This is a genomic window from Rhodobacter lacus (genome assembly GCF_042683065.1).
GTDB classification, from domain to species: Bacteria; Pseudomonadota; Alphaproteobacteria; order Rhodobacterales; family Rhodobacteraceae; genus Rhodobacter; species Rhodobacter lacus.
Genome location: NZ_JBHUIX010000004.1, coordinates 211,741 through 236,300, shown reverse-complemented (window position 1 = coordinate 236,300; position 24,560 = coordinate 211,741). Strand labels below are relative to the sequence as shown.

The window sequence follows — 24,560 nt, the reverse complement described above, 5'->3', positions numbered from 1 at the left end:
GAAGGCAATCTAACCCCTTGATAGCAGCCAACTTCTTGGGATGTAACAAGAAAATATGGTGCTGCAAGAGAGGATTGAACTCTCGACCTCTCCCTTACCAAGGGAGTGCTCTACCACTGAGCTACTGCAGCACCGAGCGGCCTTCTTGGGCCGTGGCGGCGATGTAGACGACAAATCCCGGCCATGCAAGTGCAAATTCGCACCCTCTCTCGACACACTTCGCCGGGGACGCTAGAGAGGGGCCATGAACGAGAAAAACCCCGACAAATCCTGTGTTCGCCCCGCTGGCGCGACCCCGCAGAGCGCGCGCGAGGCGCGTCTGGCCGCGGCGTTGCGGGCCAATCTGGCGCGGCGCAAGGCGCAGGCGCGGCAGCGTGACGCGGTTGCGGGGGGAGATACGGATGAGGCCGAGACCGGCCCGGAAGGAAACCTGTAGTGGACAGCATCTTGGTGCGCGGCAACGGGCCGCTCTCTGGCCAGATCCCGATCGCGGGGGCGAAAAACGCCTGTCTCGCGCTGATGCCCGCAACCCTGCTCAGCGAAGAGCCGCTGACGCTCACCAATGCGCCCCGGCTCTCCGACATTCGCACCATGACCCAGCTTCTGGCCTCGCTCGGGGCCGAGGTGACGGCCCTGCAGGATGGCAAGGTGCTCGCCACCTCCTGCCACGGCGACATCAACCCGGTTGCCGATTATGACATCGTGCGCAAGATGCGCGCCTCGAACCTTGTGCTCGGGCCGCTGCTGGCGCGGCTTGGCCATGCCGTTGTCTCGCTGCCGGGCGGCTGCGCGATCGGCGCGCGCCCGATGGATATTCATATCGATGCGCTCTCCGCGCTGGGGGCGGAGATCGAGTTGAAGGACGGATACCTGCATGCGCAGGCCAAGGGGGGCCTCAAGGGCGCGATCCACGAGATGCGCTTTGCCTCTGTGGGGGCGACCGAGAACTTCCTGATGGCGGCGGTTCTGGCCAAGGGCACTTCGGTGCTTAAAAACGCCGCGCGCGAGCCGGAAATCGTGGATCTTGCGCGCTGTCTGCGCGCGATGGGGGCCGAGATCGAGGGCGAGGGCACCTCCGAGATCACCATTCAGGGGGTCGACCGGCTGCATGGGGCAACGCATCCGGTGGTGACCGACCGGATCGAGCTGGGCACCTATATGCTGGCGCCGGCGATCTGCGGCGGCGAGGTGGAATGCCTCGGCGGGCGGATCGCACTGGTGGAGAGCTTCTGCGAAAAGCTCGATGCCGCCGGCGTTGCGGTTGAAGAGACAGAGCGCGGCCTCAAGGTGCGCCGCAAAAACGGCCGGATCAACGCTGTCGATGTGGTGACAGAGCCTTTCCCGGGCTTTCCGACCGATCTGCAGGCGCAGATGATGGCGCTTCTGTGCACCGCCGAGGGCACCTCGGTGCTGGAGGAGCGGATCTTCGAGAACCGCTTCATGCATGCGCCCGAGTTGATGCGGATGGGCGCCAAGATCGAGGTGCAGGGCGGGCATGCCACCGTCCATGGCGTCGCGAAGCTCAAGGGCGCGCGCGTGATGGCGACCGATCTGCGCGCCTCGGTGTCGCTGATCCTCGCGGGGCTCGCCGCAGAGGGGGAAACCGTGGTGAGCCGCGTCTATCACCTTGATCGCGGCTATGAACGGGTGGAAGACAAGTTGCGCGCCGTGGGGGCGCAGATCGAACGGGTGAGGGACGAATGAGCCGGGATGCACGGTTTGCCGATGGTGGCGAGGCGCCGCTGAACCTGCGCGCCGAAAGCGCCGAAGATCTCGCGGTGATTGCCGCGCTTGTGCAAGATGCGGTGCTGCCGGTCTCCGAGATCCGCTACGAGCCGAAGGCGCATCGGCTCTCGATGCTGCTCAACCGCTTCCGCTGGGAAGACAAGGCGCGGGCCGAGGCGGCGGGGCGCACCTATGAGCGGGTGCAGGCGCTGTTCGTGATTTCCGATGTGCTCAAGGTCGCCTCGCAGGGGTTCGACCGGCAAGATGGAGATCTCGTGCTGTCGGTGCTTGATGTGGGGTTCGAGCCCGGGGCAGACGGCGCGGGGCGCGTGGTGCTGACGCTTGCGGGCGACGGGGCGCTTGCCGCCGAGGTGGAATGCCTCGCGGTCGATCTGCGCGATGTGACCCGGCCCTATGGGGCGGTTTCGGGCCAGGCGCCGCACCACCCCGAATGATCCGGCAGGCCCGGCCTGAAGAGGCGGCCGCGATTGCCACGCTGATCGGCGCGGCAATCCGAGAGCTGTGCGCGGCCGATCACCATGGCCAGAACGCGCGGCTCCTGCCCTGGGTCGCGGCGAATGATGCCCGCGCCATCGCCGCGCGAATCGCCGATCCCGCGCAGCGGCTCCTGATCGCGGACGAGGGCGGCCTTGTTGCGGTGGGCGGGCTCGACTGGCGCGAACAGCCTCCGGGCCGGGGCCGGCTCAGTCTTCTGTTCGTTGCGCCTGCGCAAAGGGGCAGGGGCCATGCGCGCGCCATGCTTGGCGCGCTTGAAGGCGCGCTCCTCGCCCTTGGCCGCACGGAGGCCCGCCTCACCGCCACCAATACCGCGCGCGGATTTTACCTCGCGCAGGGCTGGACGGCGGACCCCGCCGCACCGGGCGGCGCGCTGCTCGGCCATGCGCTTGCCAAGACCCTCGCCTGAGCCCCTTTCATCTTGCCAAAAATATCCTGCGGGGGTGCGGGGGTGCAAAACCCCCGCTTTGCGCCGCCAAGCCTTGCCCCGCGCGCCTCAAGGCTCTATCCCGAGCGCAGAAGGAGCTCCGTGATGCCGCATTTCCTCAGCACTCAAGACGCCGATTTCGAGACCCGTTTCACCGCGCTTCTGGGGATGAAACGCGAGGACAGCCCCGATGTGGATGCCACCGTGGCGGCGATCATCGCCGAGGTGCGCGCGCGCGGCGATGCGGCGGTGATCGACTATACCGCGAAATTCGACCGGCTCCCGCTCACACCCGAAACACTTGCTTTCTCGCCCGAAGAGATCGCGGCCGAGGTGGCGAAGGTGAGCGCAGAAGAGCGCGCCGCGCTTGAACTCGCAGCCGCGCGCATCCGCGCCTATCACCTGCGCCAGATGCCGGTGATGGAGGAACGCTGGACCGAGCCGACCGGGGCGGAGCTTGGCTGGCGCTGGTCGCCCGTGTCGGCGGCGGGGCTCTATGTGCCGGGCGGGCTCGCCTCTTACCCCTCTTCCGTTCTGATGAACGCGATCCCGGCCAAGGTGGCGGGGGTGGAGCGGCTTGTTGTCGTCTGCCCGACGCCGGGCGGGGCGGTCAATCCGCTCGTCCTTCTTGCCGCGCAATTGGCGGGGGTGGATACCGTTTACCGGATCGGCGGCGCGCAGGCAGTGGCGGCGCTCGCCTATGGCACCGAAACCGTGCAGCCCGTCGACAAGATCACCGGGCCGGGCAATGCCTTTGTGGCGGCGGCAAAGCGGCGCGTGTTTGGCCGTGTCGGCATTGACATGATCGCCGGCCCCTCGGAAATTCTCGTCATCGCCGATGCAACGGCAAACCCCGACTGGGTGGCGATTGACCTGCTCTCGCAAGCCGAGCATGACCAATCCGCTCAGGCGCTGATCCTGACGCCGGACGCTGATTTCGCCAAAGCGGTCACGGCGGCGGTGGAAAAACGGCTCGAAACGCTGGCGCGGCGCGAGATCGCGGGGCCGAGCTGGCGTGATTATGGCACGGTGATCGTGACCCGCGATCTGGCGGAAGCGGCGCTGCTCTCGAACCGCGTTGCCCCCGAACACCTTGAGCTTTGTGTCGCAGACCCCGAGGCGCTCTCGGAAAAGATCACCCATGCCGGCGCGATCTTCCTTGGCTCCTGGACGCCCGAAGCGATTGGCGATTATGTGGGCGGGCCGAACCATGTGCTGCCCACCGCGCGCTCGGCGCGGTTCTCCTCGGGCCTGTCGGTGATGGATTTCCTCAAGCGCACCACGCTCGCAAAAATGACCCCCGAAGCGCTGCGCGCCATCGGCCCCGCGGCGGAAACGCTGGCGATTTCGGAAAGCCTTGAGGCGCACGGGCTCTCGGTCCGCGCGCGGCTTGAGGCTCTGAACGCGCGGGACTGAGGCCCCGCGCGCCCTCTGTCACGCCTTCGCGGCGAGCGTTTCCAGCGCTTTTGCGGCGCGGTGGGTGTTGTCGTAGATGCCGAGCCCGAGAAAGAGCGAGCCGCCGGTGATCATCACGGTGAGCCCGCCGCTGATCCAGATCGCAAGGGCGGGGAAAAAGCCCCCTTGGCCCTGTGGAACCAGCCCAGCTGGAGCGATCAGCACAATGATACCGGAGAGCGCCACCCCGATGGTTGAGATGACGACGAGCACCCCGACGATCACGTCAAGGGCACGGATGAAGAAATCACGCATTTTTTGAAGACCTGAGTTGTGAAATGTGCGCTTGAATTGATGTCGCGCCAAGCCTTCCGTCAATGCGGCAATGATGCTTGAGAAACGGCTGCGCCACTGTCATACCCGTTTAAAACAGGGGAGAGACATGAGCCGCATTTCCCGCCTCGAGATCGACGATTCGGGCCTGCCCGCGCCCACCCCGGAAATCGAGCAAGACCGCCGCGTGGCGGTATTTGACCTGCTGGAGGACAACTCGTGGACGCTGCCGGGGCGTGATGGACAGCCCGCCCCCGAGGGGCCCTACGCGCTCACCCTTGCCGTGCGCGACGGGCGGCTCGTGTTCGACACCTGCCTTGAAACCGGCGAGAAAGTCACCGAATTTCACCTCTCCTTCGGCCCGTTCCGGCAGGTGGTGAAAGACTATTTCCAGATCTGCCAGAGCTATTTCGAGGCGGTGAAAAAGCTCCCCCCCTCGCAGATCGAGGCAATCGACATGGCGCGCCGCGGCATTCATAACGAGGGCGCCCGCGTGGTGCAGGAGCGCCTTCAAGGCAAGGCAGAAATTGATATCGACACCGCGCGCCGCCTGTTCACCCTCGTCTGCGCGCTCACCCCGGCAAACTGATGACAAGCCTTCCCCATTCGGTGCTGTTTTGTTGCGACCACAACGCCACGCGCTCGCCGATGGCCGAGGGGATGATGAAAAAGTTTTACGGTCGCGAGGTCTATGTGCAATCGGTGGGGGTGAAGGCGGATCTCGACACCGACGGGTTCGCGATCACCGTCTGTTCCGAGATCGGGGTAAACCTCGAGCGCCATCAGGCCCGCAGCTTTCACGAATTGCGCGAGATGGGGGATGATCTGAGCGGGTTTGACCTGATCGTTGCGCTCAGCCCCGCCTCTTATCATCAGGCGCTTGATCTGACGCGGTTTTACCACATCGAGGTCGAGCACTGGATGATCATGGACCCGACCGGGCTGGGCGAGGGCCGCGAGGCGCGGCTGCATTATTATCGCCAGGCACGCGACCAGATCCGCGATCACATCATTGGCCGGTTCGGCCCGCCGCATCGGAACTGAGCGCCATCAACTCGGGCAGGTGGCTCTCGATCCAGTCGCTGAGCGCAAAGACGCGCGCCGAGATCTCTTCTCCCGCCGGGGTCAGCCGGTAATCGACCCGCGGCGGCACCTCGCCGTGATCGGTGCGAATGAGAAGCCCGTCCGCCTCCAGCACCTGCAGCGTTTGCGCCAGCATCCGCTCGGAGATGCCGTCGATGCGGCGGCGCAGCTCGGCAAATCGCAACGTGCCGCCGCGCAGCGCGATCAGGATGAGCCCGCCCCAGCGCGAGGTCACATGTTGCAAGATCTGCCGCGACGGGCAGGCGCGGGCCAGAACATCGCCGCGCGGGCCCTCTTCGGTGCTGTTTGCACGCGTTCTGTGCATCATTTTGGTATACTTACATTATTGTATGTTCTTACGCTTTGTTAGCAGTGCGCCTAAATCAGGGCAAGACGCAAGCATAAGGAGATTGCCATGACCATCGCCGTGACCGCCGCCACCGGACATCTGGGCGCCCTCACCCTCGCCGCGCTGAAAGCCCGTGGGGCCGCCCCCGTCGCGCTTGCCCGGACCCCGTCCAAAGTGACGGGCGGGTTTGAAGCGCGCGCGTTCGACTACAATGCCCCCGATCCGGCGGCGCTCAAGGGGGTTGAGGTTCTGATCCTGATTTCTTCCAATGATTTCAGCGATCGCGCCGGCCAGCACAAACGTGTCATCGACGCGGCAAAAGCCGCTGGCGTGGGCCGGATCGTGTATACCTCGGTGCTCAAGGGCGCGGCCTCGCCGATGACGCTTCTGGCCGCCGACCATATCGCCACCGAGGCCGCGCTGCACGAAGCCGGCGTGCCGCACACGATCCTGCGCAACGGCTGGTATAGCGAAAACCTGACCGGCAGCCTTGGCGCGGCGCTTGAGCATGGTGCGGTGATCGGCGCGGCGGGCGAAGGCAAGCTGGCGACGGCGGCGCGCGCCGATTATGCCGAAGCGGCAGCGGTTGCGGCGCTTGATGGCGCGCATGCGGGCAAGGTTTACGAGCTTGCGGGCGACACGGCCTTCACCATGGCTGAATTTGCCGCCGAGGTCTCGAAGCAATCGGGCAAGCCGGTCAAATTCGTGAACCTGCCCGAAGCGGAGTATGCCAAGGCGCTCGAAGGGTTTGGCGTGCCTGCCGGGTTCGCCGCCACGCTCGCGCAATCGGATGCCACCTCGGGCAGCGCCGCGGCGCTTTTTGATGACAGCTACACGCTCTCGGGCCTGATCGGCCGCCCGACCACGCCGATTGCGGAAACGATCCGCGTGGCGCTCGCCTGATCTCTGGTCCGGCAGGACGGTTTTTGCCTCCGTCCTGCCGGTTCCGAGGTTTGACGGGGTCAGGGGAGCATGCCAATGTGGCGCAAAATCAGGAGGTTCCGATGCCCCGCGCCACTGCCCTTGCCGCTATTTCGGCCTATTACGACGCTTTCAACCGGGGCGACACGCGCGCCATGGAAGCGCTGGTGACGGAAGATTTCGAGCACCATGTCAATGAGGGCAATATTCGCCGCGGCGTAGAAAAGTTCCGCGAATTCAATGCCCACATGACCCGCTGCTATCGCGAGACCCTCACCGATATCGTGGTGATGGCCAATGATGCCGGCACGCGTGCCGCGGCTGAATTTGTTGTTCACGGCAGCTATATCGAGACCGATGACGGGCTGCCGGAAGCGCGCGGGCAGGTTTACATCCTGCCGGCGGGCACGTTTTTCACCCTGCGTGAGGGGCGCATCGCGCGCGTGACCACCTATTACAACCTCGCCGACTGGATCCGTCAGGTGCGCTGATGGAGGTGCGCGTCCTCACCGGTGCCGCGCTGGATGCCGCGCTTGAGGATGTGGCGCGGTTGCGCATCGCCGTGTTCCGTGACTGGCCCTATATCTATGATGGCTCGCTCGAATATGAGCGCCGCTATCTCGAGAGCTATCGCAGTTCCGAAAATGCCCTGGTCGTGGGCGCCTTCGAGGGCGCCCGGCTCGTGGGGGCGGCCACCGGCACGCCGCTCGAAGACCATGCCGATGATTTTGCCGCGCCCTTCGCGGCCACGGATCTGTCGCTCGAACAGGTCTTTTACTGCGCCGAATCGGTTTTGCTGCCCGCCTATCGCGGGCAAGGCGTGGGGCATGCCTTCTTTGAGGCGCGCGAATCCCATGCCCGGGCGCTGGGGCGCCGGTATTCCGCCTTTTGTGCGGTGATCCGGCCCTCGGATCATCCGCTCAAGCCCGCGTCCTACCGCCCGCTCGACGGGTTTTGGCGCAAGCGCGGCTATGCGCCGATGCCGGGCGTTGTTGCGCATTTTCGCTGGACGGATCTGGGCAATGACGCTCAAACCGAGAAGGCACTGCAATTTTGGGGGAAATATCTGTGAAACAGGTCACTATCGCGACCGCCGCCTATCCGCTCGACTGGCATGAGGACTGGGCGAGCTATGAGGCGAAGATCCGCGCCTGGGTGCAGGCGGGGGCGCTCAAGCGGGCCGATCTGCTGGTATTTCCCGAATATGGCGCGATGGAAATTGCTTCGCTTGGCGGGGCGGAGGTGGCGCGCGATCTGGATCACTCGGTGGCCGAGGTGGCGCGGCATGCGGGCGCGATGGAGCGGCTCTTCGAGGGGCTGGCGATCGAGTTCGGCCTCTACATCCTCGCGCCGTCGGGCCCGGTGATCGAGGGCATGGCGCGGCGCAACCGCGCAACGCTTTTTGGCCCCGCAGGCCGGATCGGCCATCAGGACAAGGCGATCATGACCCGGTTCGAGCGCGATGACTGGCGCATTGATGGCGGCAGCGACGGGCTGCGCCTTTTCGACACGGGCTTTGGCCGGCTCGCGATCCTGATCTGTTACGACAGTGAATTTCCGCTTCTGGCCCGCGCCGTTTGCGAGGCGGGGGCGGTTTTGCTGCTTGTCCCGAGCTGCACCGACACCCGCGCAGGCTACCATCGGGTGCGCGTGGGCGCACAGGCGCGCGCGCTGGAAAACCAGTGTGTCACGGTGCAGGCGGTTGTGGTCGGAGAGGCGCGCTGGTGCCCCGCGGTCGAGGAAAATCATGGTGCCGCCGCGCTTTACGCGCCCCCGGATGTGAACTGGTGCGAAACCGGGGTGATTGCCGAGGGCGCCTATGACACCCCCGGCTGGGTGGTGGCCAAGGTCGACCTCGAAAAGGTCGAAACCGCGCGCACCGATGGCGAGGTGCTGACCTTCCGGCACTGGGGTGAGCAGGCCATGCAAACGGCACATGTCGGGCTTGAGCCGGAATCCCCCCGCAAGCCTTGACATAGCGCTTGAATTTTGCGCGATCCGGGCGCATGTATCGCGCGCCCGCGGAATTGGCGCGGGTATCCCAATCGGAGTGACCATGGCCAAGGAAGAAATGCTCGAATTCCCCGGCGTCGTGAAGGAACTCCTGCCGAACGCGACGTTCAAGGTCGAGCTGGAAAACGGCCATGAGATCATCGCGCATATGGCAGGCAAGATGCGTAAAAACCGCATCCGTGTTCTTGCAGGCGACCGGGTTCAGGTGGAAATGAACACCTACGACCTCACCAAGGGTCGCATCAACTACCGCTTCAAGTGAGGCTGATCCTCGGATCGGCCAGCCCCCGTCGGCGCGAGCTTCTGGCCCAGCTGGGGCTGGAACCCGCCGAGGTGCGCGCCCCCGACATTGACGAAACGCCCCAACGCGGAGAGCCCGCGCGCGATTATGTTGCGCGTATGGCGCGCGAAAAGGCGGCTGCGCTGCCCTGCGCCGCCGATGAGGTGGTGCTGAGCGCCGACACGACCGTGACCTGCGGGCGGCGCATTCTTGGCAAGCCCGCCGATGAAAAGGAGGCGGCCGAGTTTCTCTGGCTGCTCTCCGGTCGGCGCCACCATGTGATGACCGCGGTGGCCGTGCGCACCACGGCCGGGCTGCGCGAGCGGCTGGTGGATACTGTCGTGCGCTTTCGTCCGCTCTCCAATGCCGATGTGAACGGCTATCTCGCCTCGGGCGAATGGCAGGGCAAGGCGGGCGGCTATGCGATTCAGGGCCGCGCCGGGGCCTTTATTCCATGGATTCAGGGCTCGTTCACCGGCGTTGTGGGCCTGCCGCTTGCCGAAACCGCCACGCTCCTGCAGGCTGCGGGGATCACCGCAGGAGAGAGTGCATGAAGGGCCGGATCGTTGTTCTGGGCGAGGTGAAGGGGCTCGAGGCCGCCGCGCTGATGGTGGATGGCCGCCTTGAGGATCTGATCGTTGACGCCTCCGCCGCCGCGGCGCTGGCGCCCGGGGCCATTTGCCGGGCGCGGGTCGAACGGCAGATGAAGGGGCAGGGCGGCGTGTTCGTCGCGCTGCCGGGCGGTGAAAAGGGCTTTTTGCGCGAAGCAAAGGGGCTTTCGCCGGGGCAATCGGTGCTCTGTCAGGTGTCGGGTGGCACCGAACCGGGCAAGGCGCTCCCGGTCACGCTGCGGCTCTTGTTCAAGGGCCGCTACGGCATCGTCACGCCGGGTGCGCCGGGGCTCAATGTCTCGCGCCGCATCCGCGACGAAGATCTGCGCGAGGGCCTTCAGGCGCTTGCGGGCGTGGTGATGGAGGGCTCCGAGATGGGGCTCATCCTGCGTTCGGCCTGCGAGGGCGCGGAAGAGGGCGAGATTGTCGAAGATCTTGCCGGTCTGCGCGATCTGGCCGAGGCCGTGCTTGCCGATACCGAGGGCACGCCGGAGCTGTTGGTCGACGCGCCCACGCCCCATGAAGAGGCCTGGCGCGACTGGGCCGAGCCCGCGCCCGATGAGGTGGTCGATGGCTTTGGGCCGCATGGCGTGCTCGAAGCGATTGACGAGGTGCTGAGCCCGCGCGTGGCGCTGTCCGGCGGTGGGCACATGATGATCGAGCCGACGCGGGCGCTGATTGCGGTTGATGTGAACACCGGCGCCGATACCTCGCCTGCGGCCAGCCTCAAGGCCAATATCGCCGCGGCGCGCGATCTGCCGCGCCAGCTTCGGCTGCGGGGGCTGGGCGGTCAGGTTGTCGTTGATTTTGCGCCGATGCCGAAAAAAGACCGTGTCGCGCTGGAACAGCAGCTGCGCACCGCTTTCAAGGGCGAGGCGGCAGAAACGAGCCTTGCCGGCTGGACGCCCCTGGGCATGTATGAGCTGGTGCGCAAGCGCGACCGGGTGGCGCTTGCCACGCTGATCGGGGGGGCGGTATGAGCTGCCCGATCTGCGGCAAGGAATCGGATCCGAAATACCGCCCGTTCTGCTGCAAACGCTGCGCCGATATCGACCTCGCGCGCTGGCTCAATGGCTCCTATGTGATCCCGGGCGAGGCGCTCGAGGAAGAAGACCGCGCCGCCGAGCGCCCGGAGCCGCCGATTCACTGAGCCCCGTTTCGCCACGTCACACGCGCGTTTGGCCCGCGCCTGTGCTTGGATGGGGCAAAGGGAGGATCGGATGAGCCGGGTTAGCGTGACAAGGGCGGGGGGCGTGGCGCAGGTGCGCCTCAATCGCCCCGAAAAGATGAATGCCGTCGATTTCGAAATGATCGACGCGGTGATTGCCGTGGCCGAGGACTTGGCCGCCGATGCGAGCCTGCGCGCGGTTGTGCTGTCGGGCGAGGGGCGGGCCTTTTGCGCCGGGCTTGATGTGGCAAATTTTTCGTCGCTCGCGCTCGGCGATCCCGAGGGGCTGATCATGCCGCGCAGCCATGGCGCCGCGAACCGGTTCCAGCAGTTTTCGCTTGCGTGGCGCGCGCTGCCGGTGCCGGTGATCGCCGCACTTCATGGTGTGGCCTTCGGCGCGGGGCTGCAACTCGCGGCGGGGGCAGACCTGCGCATTGCCGCGCCGGGCACGAAGCTTGCCGTGATGGAGATGAAATGGGGCCTTGTGCCCGATATGGGCGGGATGGTGACGCTGCCCGAGTTGGTGCGGGCCGATGTGCTGCGCCGCATCACCTGGACTGCCGAAGAGGTGACGGCAGAAGAGGCGCTGCGGATCGGGCTTGTGACCGAGATCGCCGCCGACCCGCTGGCGCGCGCGGTGGAGCTTGCGGGCGTGATCGCGGGCAAGTCTCCTTCTGCGGTGCGCGCGGTCAAACGGCTGATCGAGGTTGCCTATACCGCGCCCGCAGATGAGGTGCTGGAGCGCGAGAGCCGCGAGCAGACCGATCTGATCGGCAAGCCCGACCAGATGGAGGTGATTGCCGCCAATATGCAGGGCCGCGCGCCGAAGTTTGGGTGAGGGGCGCCGCCCGGGCCGCGCCCTTTCGCTTCAGATCGAGAGCTTCTTGAAGATCGGCTCCGGGATCGCGCGGATCACGGCCATGAGGAAATACCAGATCTTCGCGGTGTAGACGACGTTGGCGCCGCGCGCGATGCCGCCCATGATGTCTTCCGCCACGGTCTCGGGGCGCGCCATGAAGGGCAGCTTCTTGCCCGCCGTCATGCGCGTCTCCACCGGGCCGGGCTTCACCGTCATCACATGCACGCCCTTGCGCGCAAGCCGGTTGCGCAGCCCCGACAGGTAGGTGGCAAAGCCCGCCTTTGCGGCGCCGTAGACATAATTGCCAACGCGCCCGCGATCCCCCGCCACCGAGCCCACGCCGACGATGCAGCCCGCGCCGCGCGCCTCGAACACCGGGGCAAGCAGGGTGAGAAGCTTGGCCGGGCCGGTGAAATTGTCGCGCACCACCGCGTCGATCAGCGCCGGATCGGCGTCGATGGCAGATTGCTCCGGCATCGCGCCGACAAAACAGGCGAGGTTCAGCACGCCCTCGATGGCGGCGAGTTTTGCCACCAGAGCCGGGAAGGCGGCATCCTCACGGATGTCAAACGCCATCACCTCGACCTTCGGCGCGCCCTGCAGATGGCACTCCTTGGCGAGGGCCTCAAGCGCGGCCATGTCGCGCCCGGCAAGGATCAGCGCGGCGCCGTCAATCGCGAGGCGGCGCAGGAAGGGGCGGGCCATGCCGGAGGTGGCCCCGAGAACGATCCAGTTTTGCATATGTTCACGCACTCCTCAGATACGGGCGGCGGACAAAATCGGTTGCGGAGCGCGGCATCGGAGCGCCCCCGCCCTTCCTGCCAGAGCGCGCGCCGCGGATACATGGCGCGGATGCGCGCACCCCGCCCTTGTGATCCATGGCGCCGCGGCGCATGCCCTGGCGTGGGGCAAGGGCGCGCAGCACAAAGCCCCGCACGGCGCCGCGCGGGGCTTTGTGGCGCTTTGACATCTGGCTCAGTCGACGATCGTGGCCTCGGTCGCGGCGCGCAACTCCGCCTCGCTCACGCCCTCGGCCAGCTCGACGATCTTGAGCCCGCCCGGCACCACATCCATCACGCCCATGTTGGAGATGATCCGGTTCACCACCGCCTTGCCGGTGAGCGGCAGCGTGCAGCGGTGCAGCACCTTCGAGTCGCCATGCTTGTTGGTGTGATCCATCACCACCACCACGCGCTTGACGCCGGCCACAAGATCCATCGCGCCGCCCATGCCCTTCACGAGCTTGCCCGGGATCATCCAGTTTGCCAGATCGCCCTCTTCGCTCACTTCCATCGCGCCCAGGATCGCCATCGCGATCTTGCCGCCGCGGATCATGCCAAAGCTTGTGGCGCTGTCGAAATAGGCGGTCTGCGGCAGTTCGGTGATGGTCTGCTTGCCGGCGTTGATCAGGTCCGGGTCTTCCTCGCCCTCATAGGGGAAGGGGCCCATGCCGAGCATGCCGTTTTCCGATTGCAGCGTGACCGTGACGCCCTCGGGGATGAAGTTCGGCACCAGGGTCGGGATGCCGATGCCGAGGTTCACATAGGTGCCGTCTTGCAGCTCTTTGGCGGCCCGCGCCGCCATCTGGTTGCGATCCCACATGATCAGCCCTCCCGTTTGCGCGTGGTGCGTTGCTCGATGCGCTTCTCGTGCGTGCCCTGAACAAGGCGGTGCACATAGATGCCGGGCAGGTGGATGTGGTCGGGATCAAGGCTGCCCAAGGGCACGATCTCCTCCACCTCCATCACGCAGACCTTCCCGCACATCGCGGCTGGCGGGTTGAAGTTGCGCGCGGTCTTGCGGAACACCGCATTCCCCGAGGGATCGGCCTTCCACGCCTTGACGATCGAGACATCGGCGAGGATCGCACGTTCGAGAATATAGGTCTCGCCGTCGAATTCCTTGTGCTCCTTGCCCTCGGCCACCACGGTGCCCACGCCGGTTTTGGTGTAAAAGCCCGGAATGCCGCAGCCACCCGCGCGCATCCGCTCTGCCAGCGTGCCCTGCGGGTTGAATTCAAGCTCAAGCTCGCCCGAAAGGTATTGGCGCATGAACTCGGCATTCTCGCCCACGTAAGACGAGATCATCTTCTTGATCTGCCGCGTGTCGAGAAGCTTGCCGAGCCCGAAACCATCCACGCCGCAATTGTTCGAGGCGATGGTGATCTCCTTCACCCCGCTCGCCACCAGCGCGTCGATGCAAAGCTCGGGGATGCCGCACAGGCCAAACCCCCCCGCCGCCAGCGTCATGCCGTCGAACAAAAGCCCGTCGAGGGCCTCCGCCGCCGAGCCGTAGATCTTGTTCATCAATGCCTCCCCGAATTCCCTAAGGGAATTTGTGGCGAAGGCCGGGGCGCAAGTCAATTGCCGCGTTGCGGCGCTCAGTCTTCCGTCAGGCTCTCGTCCGCATCAGGCTTGGCGGCCTTCTTGGCCGGCGCCTTCTTGGGGGCGGCTTTTTTCGGCGCGGCCTTTTTTGCGGCGGGCTTTTTCTCGGCAGAGGCCGCTTTGGCGGGCGCTTTCTTGGCCGCAGCCTTTTTCGGCGCTGCCTTCTTGCCGCCTTTGGTGGCTTTCGCCTCAAGAAGCGGCAGGGCGGCCTCAAGTGTCACCGTTTCGGGGTCGAGATCCTTGGGCAGGGTCGCATTCACCTTGCCCCATTTGACGTAAGGCCCGTAGCGGCCCGGCATCACCTGCACCGGCCCGCCGTCGGGGTGCTCGCCCAGTTCCTTGAGCGGTTGCGCGCTCGCGCCGCCGCGGCCCGGACCGCGTGCAAGCTTTTGCGCCAGCACCTCGACCGCGCGGTTCATGCCGATGGTGAAGACCTCTTCCACATCGGGCAGGTTCGCATAGGTCTTGCCGTGTTTCACATAAGGCCCGAACCGCCCGATGGCCGCCTCGACGGGTTCGCCATCTTCCGGGTGCGGCCCGATCTGGCGCGGCAGCGAGAGCAGCGTGAGCGCGCGCTCCAGGTCGATGCTTTCAGGGGACCAGCCTTTCGGCAGGCTCGCGCGGGGGGGCTTCGGTTGCTCTTCCGTCGCCTCGCCCTTTTGCACATAGGGGCCAAAGCGACCGATCCGCAGCGTGACCGGCACGCCCTCGTCCTCGCCAAGCACCTTGCCGTCGAGCGCGGCGCTCTCGTCATCTCCGGGCGCCGAGAGGGGCCGCGTGTAGCGGCATTCGGGATAGTTGCCGCAGCCGATGAAGGCGCCGCCCGAGCGCGCGGTTTTCAGATGCAGCCGCCCCGCGCCGCAGATCGGGCAGATGCGCGGGTCCGAACCATCGGGGCGGGGCGGGTAGAGATGCGGCGAGAGCACCTCGTCGATCTTGTCGAGCACTTCGCCGATGCGCAGATCGGCGGTTTCGCCCAGGGCCGCCGAGAAATCCCGCCAGAAGCGCGCAAGCACTTCCTTGTAATGGCGATCACCGGCGGAGATGTCATCAAGCTCCGTCTCCATGTCGGCGGTGAAATCGTATTCGACATAACGGCGGAAGTAGTTCGTCAGGAACGCTGTCACGAGCCGCCCGGTATCTTCCGGGATCAGACGGTTCTTGTCCTTGCGCACATAGCCACGGTCAACAATCGTGGTGAGGATCGAGGCATAGGTGGAGGGGCGGCCGATGCCAAGCTCTTCCATGCGCTTCACGAGCGTCGCCTCGGTGTAGCGCGGCGGCGGCTGGGTGAAATGCTGCTCGGGGGTGATCTGCCCCTTCTTTGCCGCCTCGCCCTGCATGATCTGCGGCAGCCGCGCGCCGTCTTCGCCCTCGTCGTCATCGCGGCCCTGATCGTAGATCTTCAGAAAGCCGTCAAAGGTGACAACCTGCCCGGTCGCGCGCAGCTCCACCTCGCCATCGCGCGAGCCCACATCCACCGTGGTGCGCTCCATCACCGCCGCCGCCATCTGGCTTGCCAGCGTGCGCTTCCAGATCAGGTCGTAGAGCTTTCCCTGATCATCGGCGAGCTTGAGCTTGTCGGGGCTGGTGCTCATGTCGGTGGGGCGAATGCACTCGTGCGCTTCCTGCGCGTTCTTCGCCTTGTTCTTGTACATCCGCGGGCTCGCGGGAACGTAATTCTCGCCAAACCGGCGCTTGATCTCGTCGCGCGCGGCCATCACGGCCTCGGGCGCCATGTCGATGCCGTCGGTCCGCATATAGGTGATGTGACCGGCCTCGTAGAGCCGTTGCGCCGCCGACATGCAGGCCTTGGCCCCCATGCCGAACTTGCGGCTCGCCTCCTGTTGCAGGGTCGAGGTCATGAAGGGCGGATAGGGGTTGCGCGAAGCGGGCTTCGCCTCAACCGATTTGACGATCAGATCGCGCGAGGTGACAGCCTGCACCGCCAGTTCGGCATCGGTTGCGGTGGCAAGGTCGAACTTGTCGAGCTTCTTGCCGCCAAGCACCGTGAGCCGGGCCGAAAAACTTTGCCCGCGCGGCGTGGTCAGCTCTGCCGTCACGCTCCAGTATTCGCGGGCGCGGAACGCCTCGATCTCCATCTCGCGCTCGACGATGAGCCGCAGGCAGACCGATTGCACGCGCCCCGCCGATTTTGCGCCCGGCAGCTTGCGCCACAGCACCGGCGAGAGGTTGAAGCCGACAAGATAGTCGAGCGCGCGGCGCGCCAGATAGGCCTCGACCAGCGCCTGATCGACCTGGCGCGGCGCCTTCATCGCCTCGGTGATCGCCGATTTGGTGATCGCGTTGAAGGTGACGCGGCTGACCTTCTTCTTTTTCAGCTTTGAGGCCAGCGCCTCTTGCAGGTGCCACGAAATCGCCTCCCCCTCGCGATCAGGGTCAGTGGCGAGGATCAGTTCGTCATCGTCGGCCAGGGCCTCGGCAATGGCGCGGATGTGCTTTTTCGAGTCGGAGGCGACCTCCCATTTCATCTCGAAATCTTGCTCGGGGTCGACCGAACCATCCTTGGGCGGCAGGTCGCGCACATGGCCAAAGGACGCCAGAACGGTGTAATCGGCGCCGAGATATTTGTTGATCGTCTTGGCTTTGGCAGGAGATTCAACAACGACAACAGCCATGACTTCCTCTCAATCACGCGCAACCCATGTGGGGGCGGACCATGCGGGGCGTTTGGGGGGAATGTCAATCCGCGATGATTTCGCGCCCCTCGCGCGGCGCAACACAATGCGGCGGCAGGGTTTTGCCGGGACGGGGGGCGGGGCGCGGTTCAGGCGCGGCTCAAAAGCCCGCCCGGATGGCGCGTCACCGTGCCCTCGATTTCCAGCGCAAGCAGCGTGCGGGAGAGCGTGGCGGCATCGGTGCCAAGATCGCGGATCACCGCATCTTCGGGCGTCGGCGCGGGCCCGAGCAGGGCGAGCAGGCGCGCCCGCAACTCGCTTGGCGGTGCGGCGCCCATGGGGGCGGCAGAGGGCGCGGGCAGGGGGGCAGGGGGCGCTTTTTCGGGCAGCGGGCGCGGCGGGGCAACCATGCCGAGCGCGGCAAAAACGTCTTCGGCGCCCCGGATCAGCGTGGCACCATCGCGGATCAGCATGTTGCAGCCGCCCGCGCGGGCATCCATCGGGTGACCGGGCACGGCCATCACCTCGCGCCCGTAATCAAGCGCCATCCGCGCGGTGATCAGGCTGCCCGAGCGCGCCGCCGCCTCGATCACCAATGTGGCGCGGGCGAGCGCGGCAATGATCCGGTTGCGCTGCGGAAAATGGCGCGCCTGCGGCTCGATTCCGGGCGGCAACTCGCTCAGCCGCAGCCCTTTTGCGGCAATGCGGGCCGCCAGCTCCTTGTTCTCGGGGGGGTAGATCACGTCAATGCCGCCGGGCATCACGGCAATCGTGCCGGTTTCGAGCGCGGCCTCATGCGCGCTGGCGTCAATACCCCGGGCGAGGCCGGAGACAACCGCGAACCCCGCCTGACCGATGTCGCTGGCAAGGCGGCGCGCCATCCTCAGCCCGAGCGAAGAGGCATTGCGCGCGCCGACGAGCGCGATCCGGGGGCGGGCGAGGAGCGCCGGGTCGCCCAGCGCCCAAAGCAGTGGGGGCGCATCGGAGAAAGAGAGCAGGTCGCCCGGATACCCCGGCGCACCGGGCAAGAGCAGCCGCGCCCCCGCGCGCCGCCCGGCGGCGCGCTCGGCCTCGGCCACGCCGCGCGGGCAGGGCTGGTAGTGCGCGGCGCCCGCGGCCTCGGCCACACGCGGCAGCGCGTCCAGTGCGGCCGCGGCACTGCCATGTTCTGCAAGGAGACGGAAGAAGGTCGTCGCGCCGACGCGACGGGAGCGAGCGAGGCGGAGAAACGAGAGCTCGTCTTCTTCCGTGGTGGGTGGGGTGAAGGGGGTGGGGTAAGAAAACAAACTTGTTTTCATCCGTCCCTCCGCCTCGTTCGCAAGATCAATTTGGCCTGTTAATCTTAACAAATCGTTACCAGAGGGGTGATTCCGCTCAAGGTTGTGAAAAATTTTCGCAACACCCTGCGCCTGTGCGCCACCCGCAAGGGCCCGCGTTCAGAGGCTTGGCCCCAGCGCCGCAGAGCGCGCAGGTTTTGAGCGCCCTGAGCCGCGTGCGAAAGCGCAGGAGGCGCCCCTCTCAAGCGTTCAGGAACCGGGCGCGCGGCTCAGGTGGCCGAGCCGCCCACGGTCAGCCCGGAAATGAGCAGGGTCGGCTGGCCCACGCCCACCGGCACCCATTGGCCCGCCTTGCCGCAATTGCCCACGCCGGGGTCAAGCGCCATGTCATTGCCGATGGCGCGGATCTTTTTCATCGCGCCCGGGCCATCGCCCACCAGCGTCGCGCCTTTCACCGGGGCGCCGATCACGCCGTTTTTCACCCGGTAAGCCTCGGTGCAGTTGAACACGAACTTGCCGTTGGTGATATCCACCTGGCCGCCACCAAAGCCCACGGCATAGATCCCGTCTTTCAGATCGGCCAGAATCGCAGCGGGTTCGGCCGTGCCGCCGAGCATGTAGGTGTTGGTCATGCGCGGCATCGGCGGATGGGCATGGCTTTCGCGCCGCCCGTTGCCGGTGGGGGCAACCCCCATCAGCCGGGCGTTCTGGCGGTCTTGCATGTAGCCGACGAGAATGCCGTCCTCGATCAGCACGGTGCGGTTGGAGGGCGTGCCCTCGTCATCGACCGAAATCGAGCCGCGCCGGTCCGGGATCGTGCCGTCATCGAGCACCGTCACGCCCTTCGCGGCAACCTGCTGGCCAATGAGCCCGGTGAAGGCAGAGGTTTTCTTGCGGTTGAAATCACCCTCAAGGCCGTGGCCCACCGCCTCATGCAGCATCACGCCGGGCCAGCCGGGGCCAAGCACCACATCAAACGTGCCTGCGGGCGCGGGTTCGGCCTCAAGGTTCACAAGCGCGATGCGCAGCGCCTCGCGCGCGGTCTTTTGCCAGTGATGCGGCTCGATCAGACCCGCAAGGCCAAACCGCCCGCCACCGCCATGGCTGCCGCTCTCGCGGCGCCCGTTTTGCTCGACAATCACCGAAACGTTGAGCCGCGCCATCGGGCGGATGTCGCTCACCATGCCGCCCTCGGGGCGCAGGATCACCACCTCCTGCAGGCTCGCCGCAACCGTGGCCGTCACCTGCACCACGCGCGGGTCAAGATCGCGGGTGAAAGCGTCGATCTCGCGCAGCAGCGTGATTTTTGCGCCAAAGGGGGCATCGCCCATCGGATCGGCGGCGCCGTAAAGGGCCCGGTTGGTGCGCGAGGGGGGCGGGGCGAGCACGCCGCCGCCATCGCCCACCGCGAGCCGCGCCGTCTCGGACGCACGCCTGAGCGCGGCCTCCGAGATCTCGGTCGAATGGGCAAAGCCTGATACCTCGCCCTTCACCGCGCGCAGACCAAAGCCCTCGGAGGCATCATAAGAGGCGGTTTTCACCCGCCCGTCATCAAAGACGATCGCCTCGGAGCGGTGGCGCTCAAGGAACAACTCGCCATCTTCCGCGCCCGCGGTGGCCGCGCGCAGGACGGTGAGCGCGGCCGCCTCATCGACATGGGTCTCGAAAGGGGCGAAACGGTCCTCGGTCATGGCGGGCTCCTTATTGCATCGGGCAAAAATAGGGGCGGGGCGCCGGAAAGGAAAGGCGATCGCGCGAATGCACGAAGTATTGCGCGGAATGCGGCGATTTCCCTTGCATCCTTGGGGATGACAGTCCCCGCGTTCTCGCGTATCACGCGGCAGTCAAGAAAAGGGCGACAGATGCGCTATATCTCCACCCGGGGGCAGGCCCCGGTTCTGAGCTTTGCCGAGGCGATGTTGACGGGGCTGGCCCGCGATGGCGGCCTTTATGTGCCCGAATGGGTGCCGGCGATGAGCCCCGGAGAAATCGCCGATCTGGCCGGGCGCAGCTATGAAGAGGTGGCGTTTCGCGTGATGTCGCCCTTCGTCGGCGCGGCCTTCACCGAGGCGGAACTGCGCGGCGCGATTGCGCGCGCCTATGCGGGCTTTGGCCATGTGGCGCGCGCGCCTCTGGTGCAGCTTGCGCCGGGGCATCACCTGCTTGAGCTCTTCCACGGCCCGACACTGGCGTTCAAGGATTTCGCCATGCAGATCATCGGGCAGCTGTTCCAGATCGCGCTGGCAAAAGAGGGCAAGCGCATCACCATCGTCGGCGCCACCTCGGGCGACACCGGCTCGGCGGCGATCGAGGCCTTCAAGGGGCTCGAAAACGTCGATGTCTTCATCCTGTTCCCGCATGGGCGCGTGTCGGAGGTGCAGCGCCGCCAGATGACGACGCCCGCCGAGGCCAATGTCCATGCGCTCGCCCTCGATGGCACGTTTGATGATTGCCAGAACCGGCTCAAGGACATGTTCAACGACTTCGCCTTCCGCGACGAGGTCGGCCTTGCCGGGGTGAACTCGATCAACTGGGCGCGGGTGCTGGCGCAGGTCGTCTATTACTTCACCGCCGCCGTGGCGCTGGGCGCGCCCGGACGCAAGGTCAGCTTTACCGTGCCGACGGGGAACTTTGGCGACATTTTCGCGGGTTTCATCGCGCGCGAGATGGGGCTGCCGATCGAGCGGCTCGTCATCGCCACGAACCAAAACGACATTCTGCACCGCTGCCTCACGACCGGCGAATACCGCATGGACGGGGTGAAACCCTCGATCTCGCCGTCGATGGATATCCAGATCTCCTCGAACTTCGAGCGCGCGCTGTTCTTTGCCTATGGCAAGGACGGGGCTGCGGTGGCGCAACTGATGGAAGAGCTGAAAACGCAAGGCGGGTTCAGCGTGTCTCAAGGCGCGCTGGAAGCGCTGCGCGAGATCTATGCCTCGGCCAGTGTCTCTGAGGCGGAAACCTCCGAGACCATCGGGGCCGAACTGGCGCGCTCGGGCGAGCTTTTGTGCCCGCATTCGGCCGTGGGCGTGCGGGTGGGCCATGCGCATCTGAGCGCCCCCACCCCGATGATCACGCTCGCCACTGCCCACCCGGCGAAATTCCCCGATGCGGTCGAGGCTGCCACCGGCATTCGCCCGGCACTGCCCGAACGCATGGCGGATCTGTTCGCACGTGACGAGCGTGTGACCCGCGTGCCCAATGATCTGGCGGCCCTTGAGGCGCTGATCCGGCAGGAGCGGCGCGCATGATCGAACTGACCACGCTCGCCAACGGCCTGCGCATCGTCACCGAGCGCATGCCGGGCCTGGCTTCCGCTTCGGTGGGCATCTGGGTGCAGGCCGGCGGCCGGCATGAACGCTTTGAGCAAAATGGCATCGCCCATTTTCTCGAACACATGGCCTTCAAGGGCACGAAAACCCGCTCGGCGCTGCAGATCGCCGAGGCGATCGAGGATGTGGGCGGCTATATCAACGCCTATACCTCGCGCGAGACGACGGCCTATTATGCCCGTGTGCTGGGCGCCGATGTCGGGCTGGCGCTCGATGTCATTTCCGACATCGTGCTCAACCCGGTGTTCGATGCGCGCGAGCTGGAAGTCGAACGCCATGTGATCTTGCAGGAGATCGGTCAGGCGCTCGACACGCCCGATGACATCATCTTTGACTGGCTGCAGGAGGCCGCCTACCCCGATCAGGCGATCGGGCGCACGATCCTTGGCCCCTCCGAGAATATCGAGCGCTTCGGGCGCGCCGATCTCGCGCGGTTTGTGGCCGAGCATTACGGCCCCGATCAGATGATCCTTTCGGCGGCGGGGGCGGTTGATCACGGCGCGATCGTGAAACAGGCCGAGGCGATCTTTGGCGCGCTCAAACCCGTCGGCCTGCCGGATGTGCAGCTTGCCCGCTGGTCCGGGCAGGAGCGGCGCGAGCTGAAAGATCTTGAGCAGGTGCATTTTGCGCTCGCCTTCGAGGGGCCGTGCTACCGCGATGCGGATCTCTATACCGCGCAGGTCTATTCGACGGCGCTGGGCGGCGGCATGTCTTCGCGGCTGTTCCAGAAAATCCGCGAGGAGCGGGGGCTTTGTTATTCGATCTTCGCGCAGGCCGGCGCCTATGACGATACCGGCATGGTGACGATTTACGCGGGCACCTCGGGCGAGGAAGTGGCCGATCTGTGCGGGCTGACGATTGACGAACTCAAGCGCGCCGCCGACGACATGACCGAGACGGAGGTGGCCCGTGCCCGTGCGCAGATGAAGGCGGGGATGCTGATGGGGCTCGAAAGCCCGTCTTCGCGCGCCGAACGGATGGCGCGCAACCTTGCGATCTGGGGGCGTGTGCCGGGGCTTGACGAGGTCTCCGCACAGATCGACGCGGTGAGCGTGGCGGCGGTGCGCGATTATGCGCGGCGGATGGTGGGCGAGGGCCGCAATGCGCTGGCGCTCTACGGCCCCGCCGAAAGCGCCCCCGATCTCGTGGCCTTGCGCGCGAGGCTTGCGGCCTGATGTTTCTGCGCCGCCGCAAGCCTCTGGTCGAGACCGAACGGCTGACGCTGCGGCTGCCGATCCATGCGGATTACCGCCCTTGGGCGGCGCTTCGGGCCGAGAGCCGGGAGTTTCTGGCGCAATGGGAGCCGGCCTGGTCGGCCGACCATCTGAGCCGCAAGGCCTTTGCCAACCGGGTCTATTGGGCGGCGCGGGCCGAGGCGGCGGGCACGGCCTTGCCGTTTTTCCTGATCGAGACCGCGACGGGGGAGGTTTTGGGCGCGATCACGCTCGACAATATCCGCCGCGGCCCGGCGCAGGCGGGCACGCTGGGCTATTGGGTGGGCGCGCGCTTTGCCCGGCAGGGCTACATGCGCGAGGCGATTGCGGCGGTGGTGGATTACGCGTTCGGGCCGATGGATCTGAGCCGGATCGATGCCGCCTGCCTGCCCGAAAACGTCGCCTCGCGCGGCGTGCTGGAGAAATCGGGGTTCAAATACGAGGGCGTGGCGCAGAGCTATCTGCAGATCAACGGGCGCTGGCGCAACCATGTGCTTTACGCCAATCTGCGCGCAGACCGGCGGGGCCGGACCGATATCGGCTGAGCGCGGAGGGGGGCGCTGCCCCCCGGCTTCGCCCCCCCCCCGGGATATTTGGACAAAGTCGAAGGAACAGCGATGCTCAATCCGGCTGATGAGGCGTTCATTCGTACCTTGCGGGCGGCCGTGCCCGGGCTCTGGCTGGGCCCGGCAGAGCCGCGCTATCTGGAAGAGCCGCGCGGGCGCTGGAGCGGGCAGGCGGGCGTGCTGGCGCGCCCTGAAACCACCGCGCAGGTTTCGGCGCTGCTGGCCTGCTGTCATGGTGCGCGCGTGGGCGTGGTGCCCTTTGGCGGCGGCACCGGGCTTGTTGGCGGGCAGGTGATGGCGGAGGGACCGGCGCCGGTGCTCCTCAGCCTCGAGCGGATGGCGGCCCTGCGCGCGCTGGATGCGCAGAGCCTCGTGATCGAGGCGGGGGCGACGCTGCAGGCGGTGCAGGACCATGCCGAGGCCGCGGGGCGGCGCTTTCCGCTCACGCTGGCCTCGCAGGGCTCGGCCCAGATCGGCGGCTGCCTTGCCACCAATGCGGGCGGCGTGAATGTGCTGCGCTACGGCAATGCGCGCGCGCTCTGCCTTGGCCTCGAAGTGGTGCTGGCCGATGGCACGATCTGGCACGGGCTGAAGCGGCTTGCCAAGGACAATACCGGTTACGATCTGCGCGATCTGATGATTGGCGCCGAGGGCAGCCTTGGCGTGATCACCGCCGCGAGCCTGAAGCTTGTGGAACCGCCCGCGGTGGAGGGCACGGCGGTTTTTGCCGTTGCCTCGCCGGAGGCGGCGGTCGAACTTCTGGGGATCGCGCAGGCCCGGCTTGCGGGCTGCGTGAGCGCTTTTGAGCTGATCTCGGGACAGGGGCTTGCCTTTTTGCGCGCGGTGGGGCCCGAGGTTTCCTTGCCGTTTCCCACCGATCCCGACTGGTCGGTGCTGATCGAATTGGGCCTGCCCGCGGGGATGGAGGCCGAGGCCGCCTTTGGCGCGCTTTACGAGGCGGCGGGGGCGCGCGTCTCCGATGCCGTGATCGCGCAATCGCAGGCGCAGCGCGCGCGCCTGTGGCAGATGCGCGAGTCGATCCCGCTGGCGAACCGCCGCATCGGCGCGATTTCGAGCCATGACATCGCCGTGCCGGTGGCCGAGATCCCGGCCTTCATCCGTGCGGCGGGGGCGATGCTCGCCGCGATGGGCGATTACCGCATCAACTGCTTTGGCCATGTTGGCGACGGCAACCTGCATTTCAACGCCTTCCCGGCCGAGGGGCGCGCGCGTGCGGATTATGACGGCGAGCGCCATGCGGTGATGCAGGCGGTGCACCGGCTGGTAGTGGAGCGCTTCGACGGTTCGATCTCGGCGGAGCATGGCATCGGGCGGCTGAAGGTGGGCGAGCTGGCCCGCACCGCCGATCCGGCGAAGCTCACATTGATGCGGGCGGTGAAAACGGCGCTCGACCCGCAGGGCATTCTCAATCCCGGCGTGATCCTGCCCGCCTGAGGCCGCAACG

General features: G+C 66.4%; 28 protein-coding genes and 1 tRNA gene. 20 read left to right on the top strand and 9 right to left on the bottom strand.

Annotated features, from left to right (window positions below):
* Positions 1-56: 56 nt before the first annotated feature.
* Positions 57-131, bottom strand: a tRNA-Thr gene (locus ACFSM0_RS04590).
* A gap of 113 nt (positions 132-244) precedes the next feature.
* Between ACFSM0_RS04590 and ACFSM0_RS04585 the strand changes: the two genes are divergently transcribed.
* The 5 genes from ACFSM0_RS04585 (at position 245) to hisD (ending at position 4,084) form a co-directional block, all read left to right on the top strand.
* Entirely contained in the window at positions 245-436 is a 192-nt protein-coding gene (locus tag ACFSM0_RS04585; protein ID WP_377387778.1) for a hypothetical protein, read from the top strand.
* Positions 436-1,704, top strand: a complete 1,269-nt coding sequence (gene murA, locus ACFSM0_RS04580) for a UDP-N-acetylglucosamine 1-carboxyvinyltransferase (protein ID WP_377387776.1) — start codon at positions 436-438, stop codon at positions 1,702-1,704. Before ACFSM0_RS04585 ends, murA begins: the two co-directional genes overlap by 1 nt.
* Positions 1,701-2,180 (top strand): DUF2948 family protein, encoded by a 480-nt coding sequence (locus tag ACFSM0_RS04575; RefSeq protein WP_377387774.1) that lies wholly within the window; start codon positions 1,701-1,703, stop codon positions 2,178-2,180. Before murA ends, ACFSM0_RS04575 begins: the two co-directional genes overlap by 4 nt.
* Positions 2,177-2,650, top strand: a complete 474-nt coding sequence (locus ACFSM0_RS04570) for a GNAT family N-acetyltransferase (RefSeq protein ID WP_377387772.1) — start codon at positions 2,177-2,179, stop codon at positions 2,648-2,650. The genes ACFSM0_RS04575 and ACFSM0_RS04570 overlap by 4 nt, the downstream gene beginning before the upstream one ends.
* 123 nt (positions 2,651-2,773) lie before the next feature.
* Positions 2,774-4,084, top strand: a complete 1,311-nt coding sequence (hisD, locus tag ACFSM0_RS04565; RefSeq protein ID WP_377387770.1) for a histidinol dehydrogenase — start codon at positions 2,774-2,776, stop codon at positions 4,082-4,084.
* 18 nt (positions 4,085-4,102) lie between these two features.
* On the opposite strand, the gene ACFSM0_RS04560 is transcribed toward hisD, so the two are convergent.
* Positions 4,103-4,378: a hypothetical protein gene (locus tag ACFSM0_RS04560; protein ID WP_377387768.1), complete on the bottom strand. Its 276-nt coding sequence runs from the start codon at positions 4,376-4,378 to the stop codon at positions 4,103-4,105.
* Between the two features lie 127 nt (positions 4,379-4,505).
* On the opposite strand from ACFSM0_RS04560, the gene ACFSM0_RS04555 reads away from it, so the two are divergent.
* Entirely contained in the window at positions 4,506-4,985 is a 480-nt protein-coding gene (locus tag ACFSM0_RS04555; protein ID WP_377387766.1) for a UPF0262 family protein, read from the top strand.
* On the top strand, positions 4,985-5,440 hold the full coding sequence (locus tag ACFSM0_RS04550; RefSeq protein ID WP_377387764.1) for an arsenate-mycothiol transferase ArsC: 456 nt from the start codon (positions 4,985-4,987) through the stop codon (positions 5,438-5,440). The genes ACFSM0_RS04555 and ACFSM0_RS04550 overlap by 1 nt, the downstream gene beginning before the upstream one ends.
* On the opposite strand, the gene ACFSM0_RS04545 is transcribed toward ACFSM0_RS04550, so the two are convergent.
* Positions 5,406-5,807, bottom strand: a complete 402-nt coding sequence (locus ACFSM0_RS04545) for a winged helix-turn-helix transcriptional regulator (RefSeq protein WP_377387762.1) — start codon at positions 5,805-5,807, stop codon at positions 5,406-5,408. The genes ACFSM0_RS04550 and ACFSM0_RS04545 overlap by 35 nt on opposite strands.
* Positions 5,808-5,894: 87 nt before the next feature.
* Between ACFSM0_RS04545 and ACFSM0_RS04540 the strand changes: the two genes are divergently transcribed.
* From ACFSM0_RS04540 to ACFSM0_RS04500, 9 genes are all read left to right on the top strand, one after another.
* The gene (locus tag ACFSM0_RS04540; RefSeq protein ID WP_377387760.1) at positions 5,895-6,731 is read left to right on the top strand and encodes an SDR family oxidoreductase; all 837 of its coding nucleotides are present in this window, start codon (positions 5,895-5,897) and stop codon (positions 6,729-6,731) included.
* 101 nt (positions 6,732-6,832) lie between these two features.
* A complete protein-coding gene (locus ACFSM0_RS04535) occupies positions 6,833-7,240 on the top strand; it encodes a ketosteroid isomerase-related protein (protein ID WP_377387758.1) in 408 nt (135 codons plus the stop codon).
* Complete coding sequence (locus ACFSM0_RS04530) at positions 7,240-7,821, top strand: GNAT family N-acetyltransferase (RefSeq protein WP_377387756.1); 582 nt, start codon at positions 7,240-7,242, stop codon at positions 7,819-7,821. Before ACFSM0_RS04535 ends, ACFSM0_RS04530 begins: the two co-directional genes overlap by 1 nt.
* The gene (locus ACFSM0_RS04525) at positions 7,818-8,723 is read left to right on the top strand and encodes a carbon-nitrogen hydrolase family protein (protein WP_377387754.1); all 906 of its coding nucleotides are present in this window, start codon (positions 7,818-7,820) and stop codon (positions 8,721-8,723) included. The genes ACFSM0_RS04530 and ACFSM0_RS04525 overlap by 4 nt, the downstream gene beginning before the upstream one ends.
* An 82-nt stretch (positions 8,724-8,805) precedes the next feature.
* On the top strand, positions 8,806-9,024 hold the full coding sequence (gene infA, locus ACFSM0_RS04520; protein ID WP_055212580.1) for a translation initiation factor IF-1: 219 nt from the start codon (positions 8,806-8,808) through the stop codon (positions 9,022-9,024).
* On the top strand, positions 9,021-9,596 hold the full coding sequence (locus tag ACFSM0_RS04515; protein WP_377387751.1) for a Maf family protein: 576 nt from the start codon (positions 9,021-9,023) through the stop codon (positions 9,594-9,596). The genes infA and ACFSM0_RS04515 overlap by 4 nt, the downstream gene beginning before the upstream one ends.
* Complete coding sequence (locus ACFSM0_RS04510) at positions 9,593-10,633, top strand: ribonuclease E/G (protein WP_377387749.1); 1,041 nt, start codon at positions 9,593-9,595, stop codon at positions 10,631-10,633. Before ACFSM0_RS04515 ends, ACFSM0_RS04510 begins: the two co-directional genes overlap by 4 nt.
* Positions 10,630-10,803 (top strand): DNA gyrase inhibitor YacG, encoded by a 174-nt coding sequence (locus ACFSM0_RS04505; protein WP_097069292.1) that lies wholly within the window; start codon positions 10,630-10,632, stop codon positions 10,801-10,803. Before ACFSM0_RS04510 ends, ACFSM0_RS04505 begins: the two co-directional genes overlap by 4 nt.
* A gap of 70 nt (positions 10,804-10,873) precedes the next feature.
* Entirely contained in the window at positions 10,874-11,659 is a 786-nt protein-coding gene (locus ACFSM0_RS04500) for a crotonase/enoyl-CoA hydratase family protein (RefSeq protein ID WP_377387747.1), read from the top strand.
* A 30-nt stretch (positions 11,660-11,689) separates the two neighbouring features.
* Here the strand turns inward: ACFSM0_RS04500 and ACFSM0_RS04495 are convergent, their stop codons facing one another.
* From ACFSM0_RS04495 to tldD, 6 genes are all read right to left on the bottom strand, one after another.
* Positions 11,690-12,421 (bottom strand): SDR family NAD(P)-dependent oxidoreductase, encoded by a 732-nt coding sequence (locus ACFSM0_RS04495; RefSeq protein ID WP_377387745.1) that lies wholly within the window; start codon positions 12,419-12,421, stop codon positions 11,690-11,692.
* Between the two features lie 234 nt (positions 12,422-12,655).
* Positions 12,656-13,285: a 3-oxoacid CoA-transferase subunit B gene (locus tag ACFSM0_RS04490; protein ID WP_377387951.1), complete on the bottom strand. Its 630-nt coding sequence runs from the start codon at positions 13,283-13,285 to the stop codon at positions 12,656-12,658.
* A complete protein-coding gene (locus ACFSM0_RS04485) occupies positions 13,285-13,986 on the bottom strand; it encodes a CoA transferase subunit A (RefSeq protein WP_097069298.1) in 702 nt (233 codons plus the stop codon). The genes ACFSM0_RS04490 and ACFSM0_RS04485 overlap by 1 nt, the downstream gene beginning before the upstream one ends.
* 74 nt (positions 13,987-14,060) lie before the next feature.
* On the bottom strand, positions 14,061-16,703 hold the full coding sequence (gene topA / locus ACFSM0_RS04480; protein ID WP_377387742.1) for a type I DNA topoisomerase: 2,643 nt from the start codon (positions 16,701-16,703) through the stop codon (positions 14,061-14,063).
* A 149-nt stretch (positions 16,704-16,852) separates the two neighbouring features.
* Positions 16,853-18,001, bottom strand: a complete 1,149-nt coding sequence (dprA, locus tag ACFSM0_RS04475; RefSeq protein ID WP_377387740.1) for a DNA-processing protein DprA — start codon at positions 17,999-18,001, stop codon at positions 16,853-16,855.
* 248 nt (positions 18,002-18,249) lie between these two features.
* Positions 18,250-19,671, bottom strand: coding sequence for a metalloprotease TldD (gene tldD / locus ACFSM0_RS04470; protein WP_377387738.1), 1,422 nt, complete (start codon positions 19,669-19,671; stop codon positions 18,250-18,252).
* Between the two features lie 171 nt (positions 19,672-19,842).
* Between tldD and thrC the strand changes: the two genes are divergently transcribed.
* The 4 genes from thrC (at position 19,843) to ACFSM0_RS04450 (ending at position 24,550) form a co-directional block, all read left to right on the top strand.
* Positions 19,843-21,234, top strand: coding sequence for a threonine synthase (thrC, locus tag ACFSM0_RS04465; protein ID WP_377387736.1), 1,392 nt, complete (start codon positions 19,843-19,845; stop codon positions 21,232-21,234).
* The gene (locus ACFSM0_RS04460; protein WP_377387734.1) at positions 21,231-22,490 is read left to right on the top strand and encodes a M16 family metallopeptidase; all 1,260 of its coding nucleotides are present in this window, start codon (positions 21,231-21,233) and stop codon (positions 22,488-22,490) included. The genes thrC and ACFSM0_RS04460 overlap by 4 nt, the downstream gene beginning before the upstream one ends.
* Positions 22,490-23,074, top strand: coding sequence for a GNAT family N-acetyltransferase (locus ACFSM0_RS04455; protein WP_377387732.1), 585 nt, complete (start codon positions 22,490-22,492; stop codon positions 23,072-23,074). Before ACFSM0_RS04460 ends, ACFSM0_RS04455 begins: the two co-directional genes overlap by 1 nt.
* Before the next feature lie 72 nt (positions 23,075-23,146).
* Positions 23,147-24,550 carry an FAD-binding oxidoreductase gene (locus tag ACFSM0_RS04450; RefSeq protein WP_377387730.1) on the top strand — a complete coding sequence of 468 codons (1,404 nt, stop codon included), beginning with the start codon at positions 23,147-23,149 and terminating at the stop codon, positions 24,548-24,550.
* The last annotated feature ends 10 nt before the right edge of the window (positions 24,551-24,560 follow it).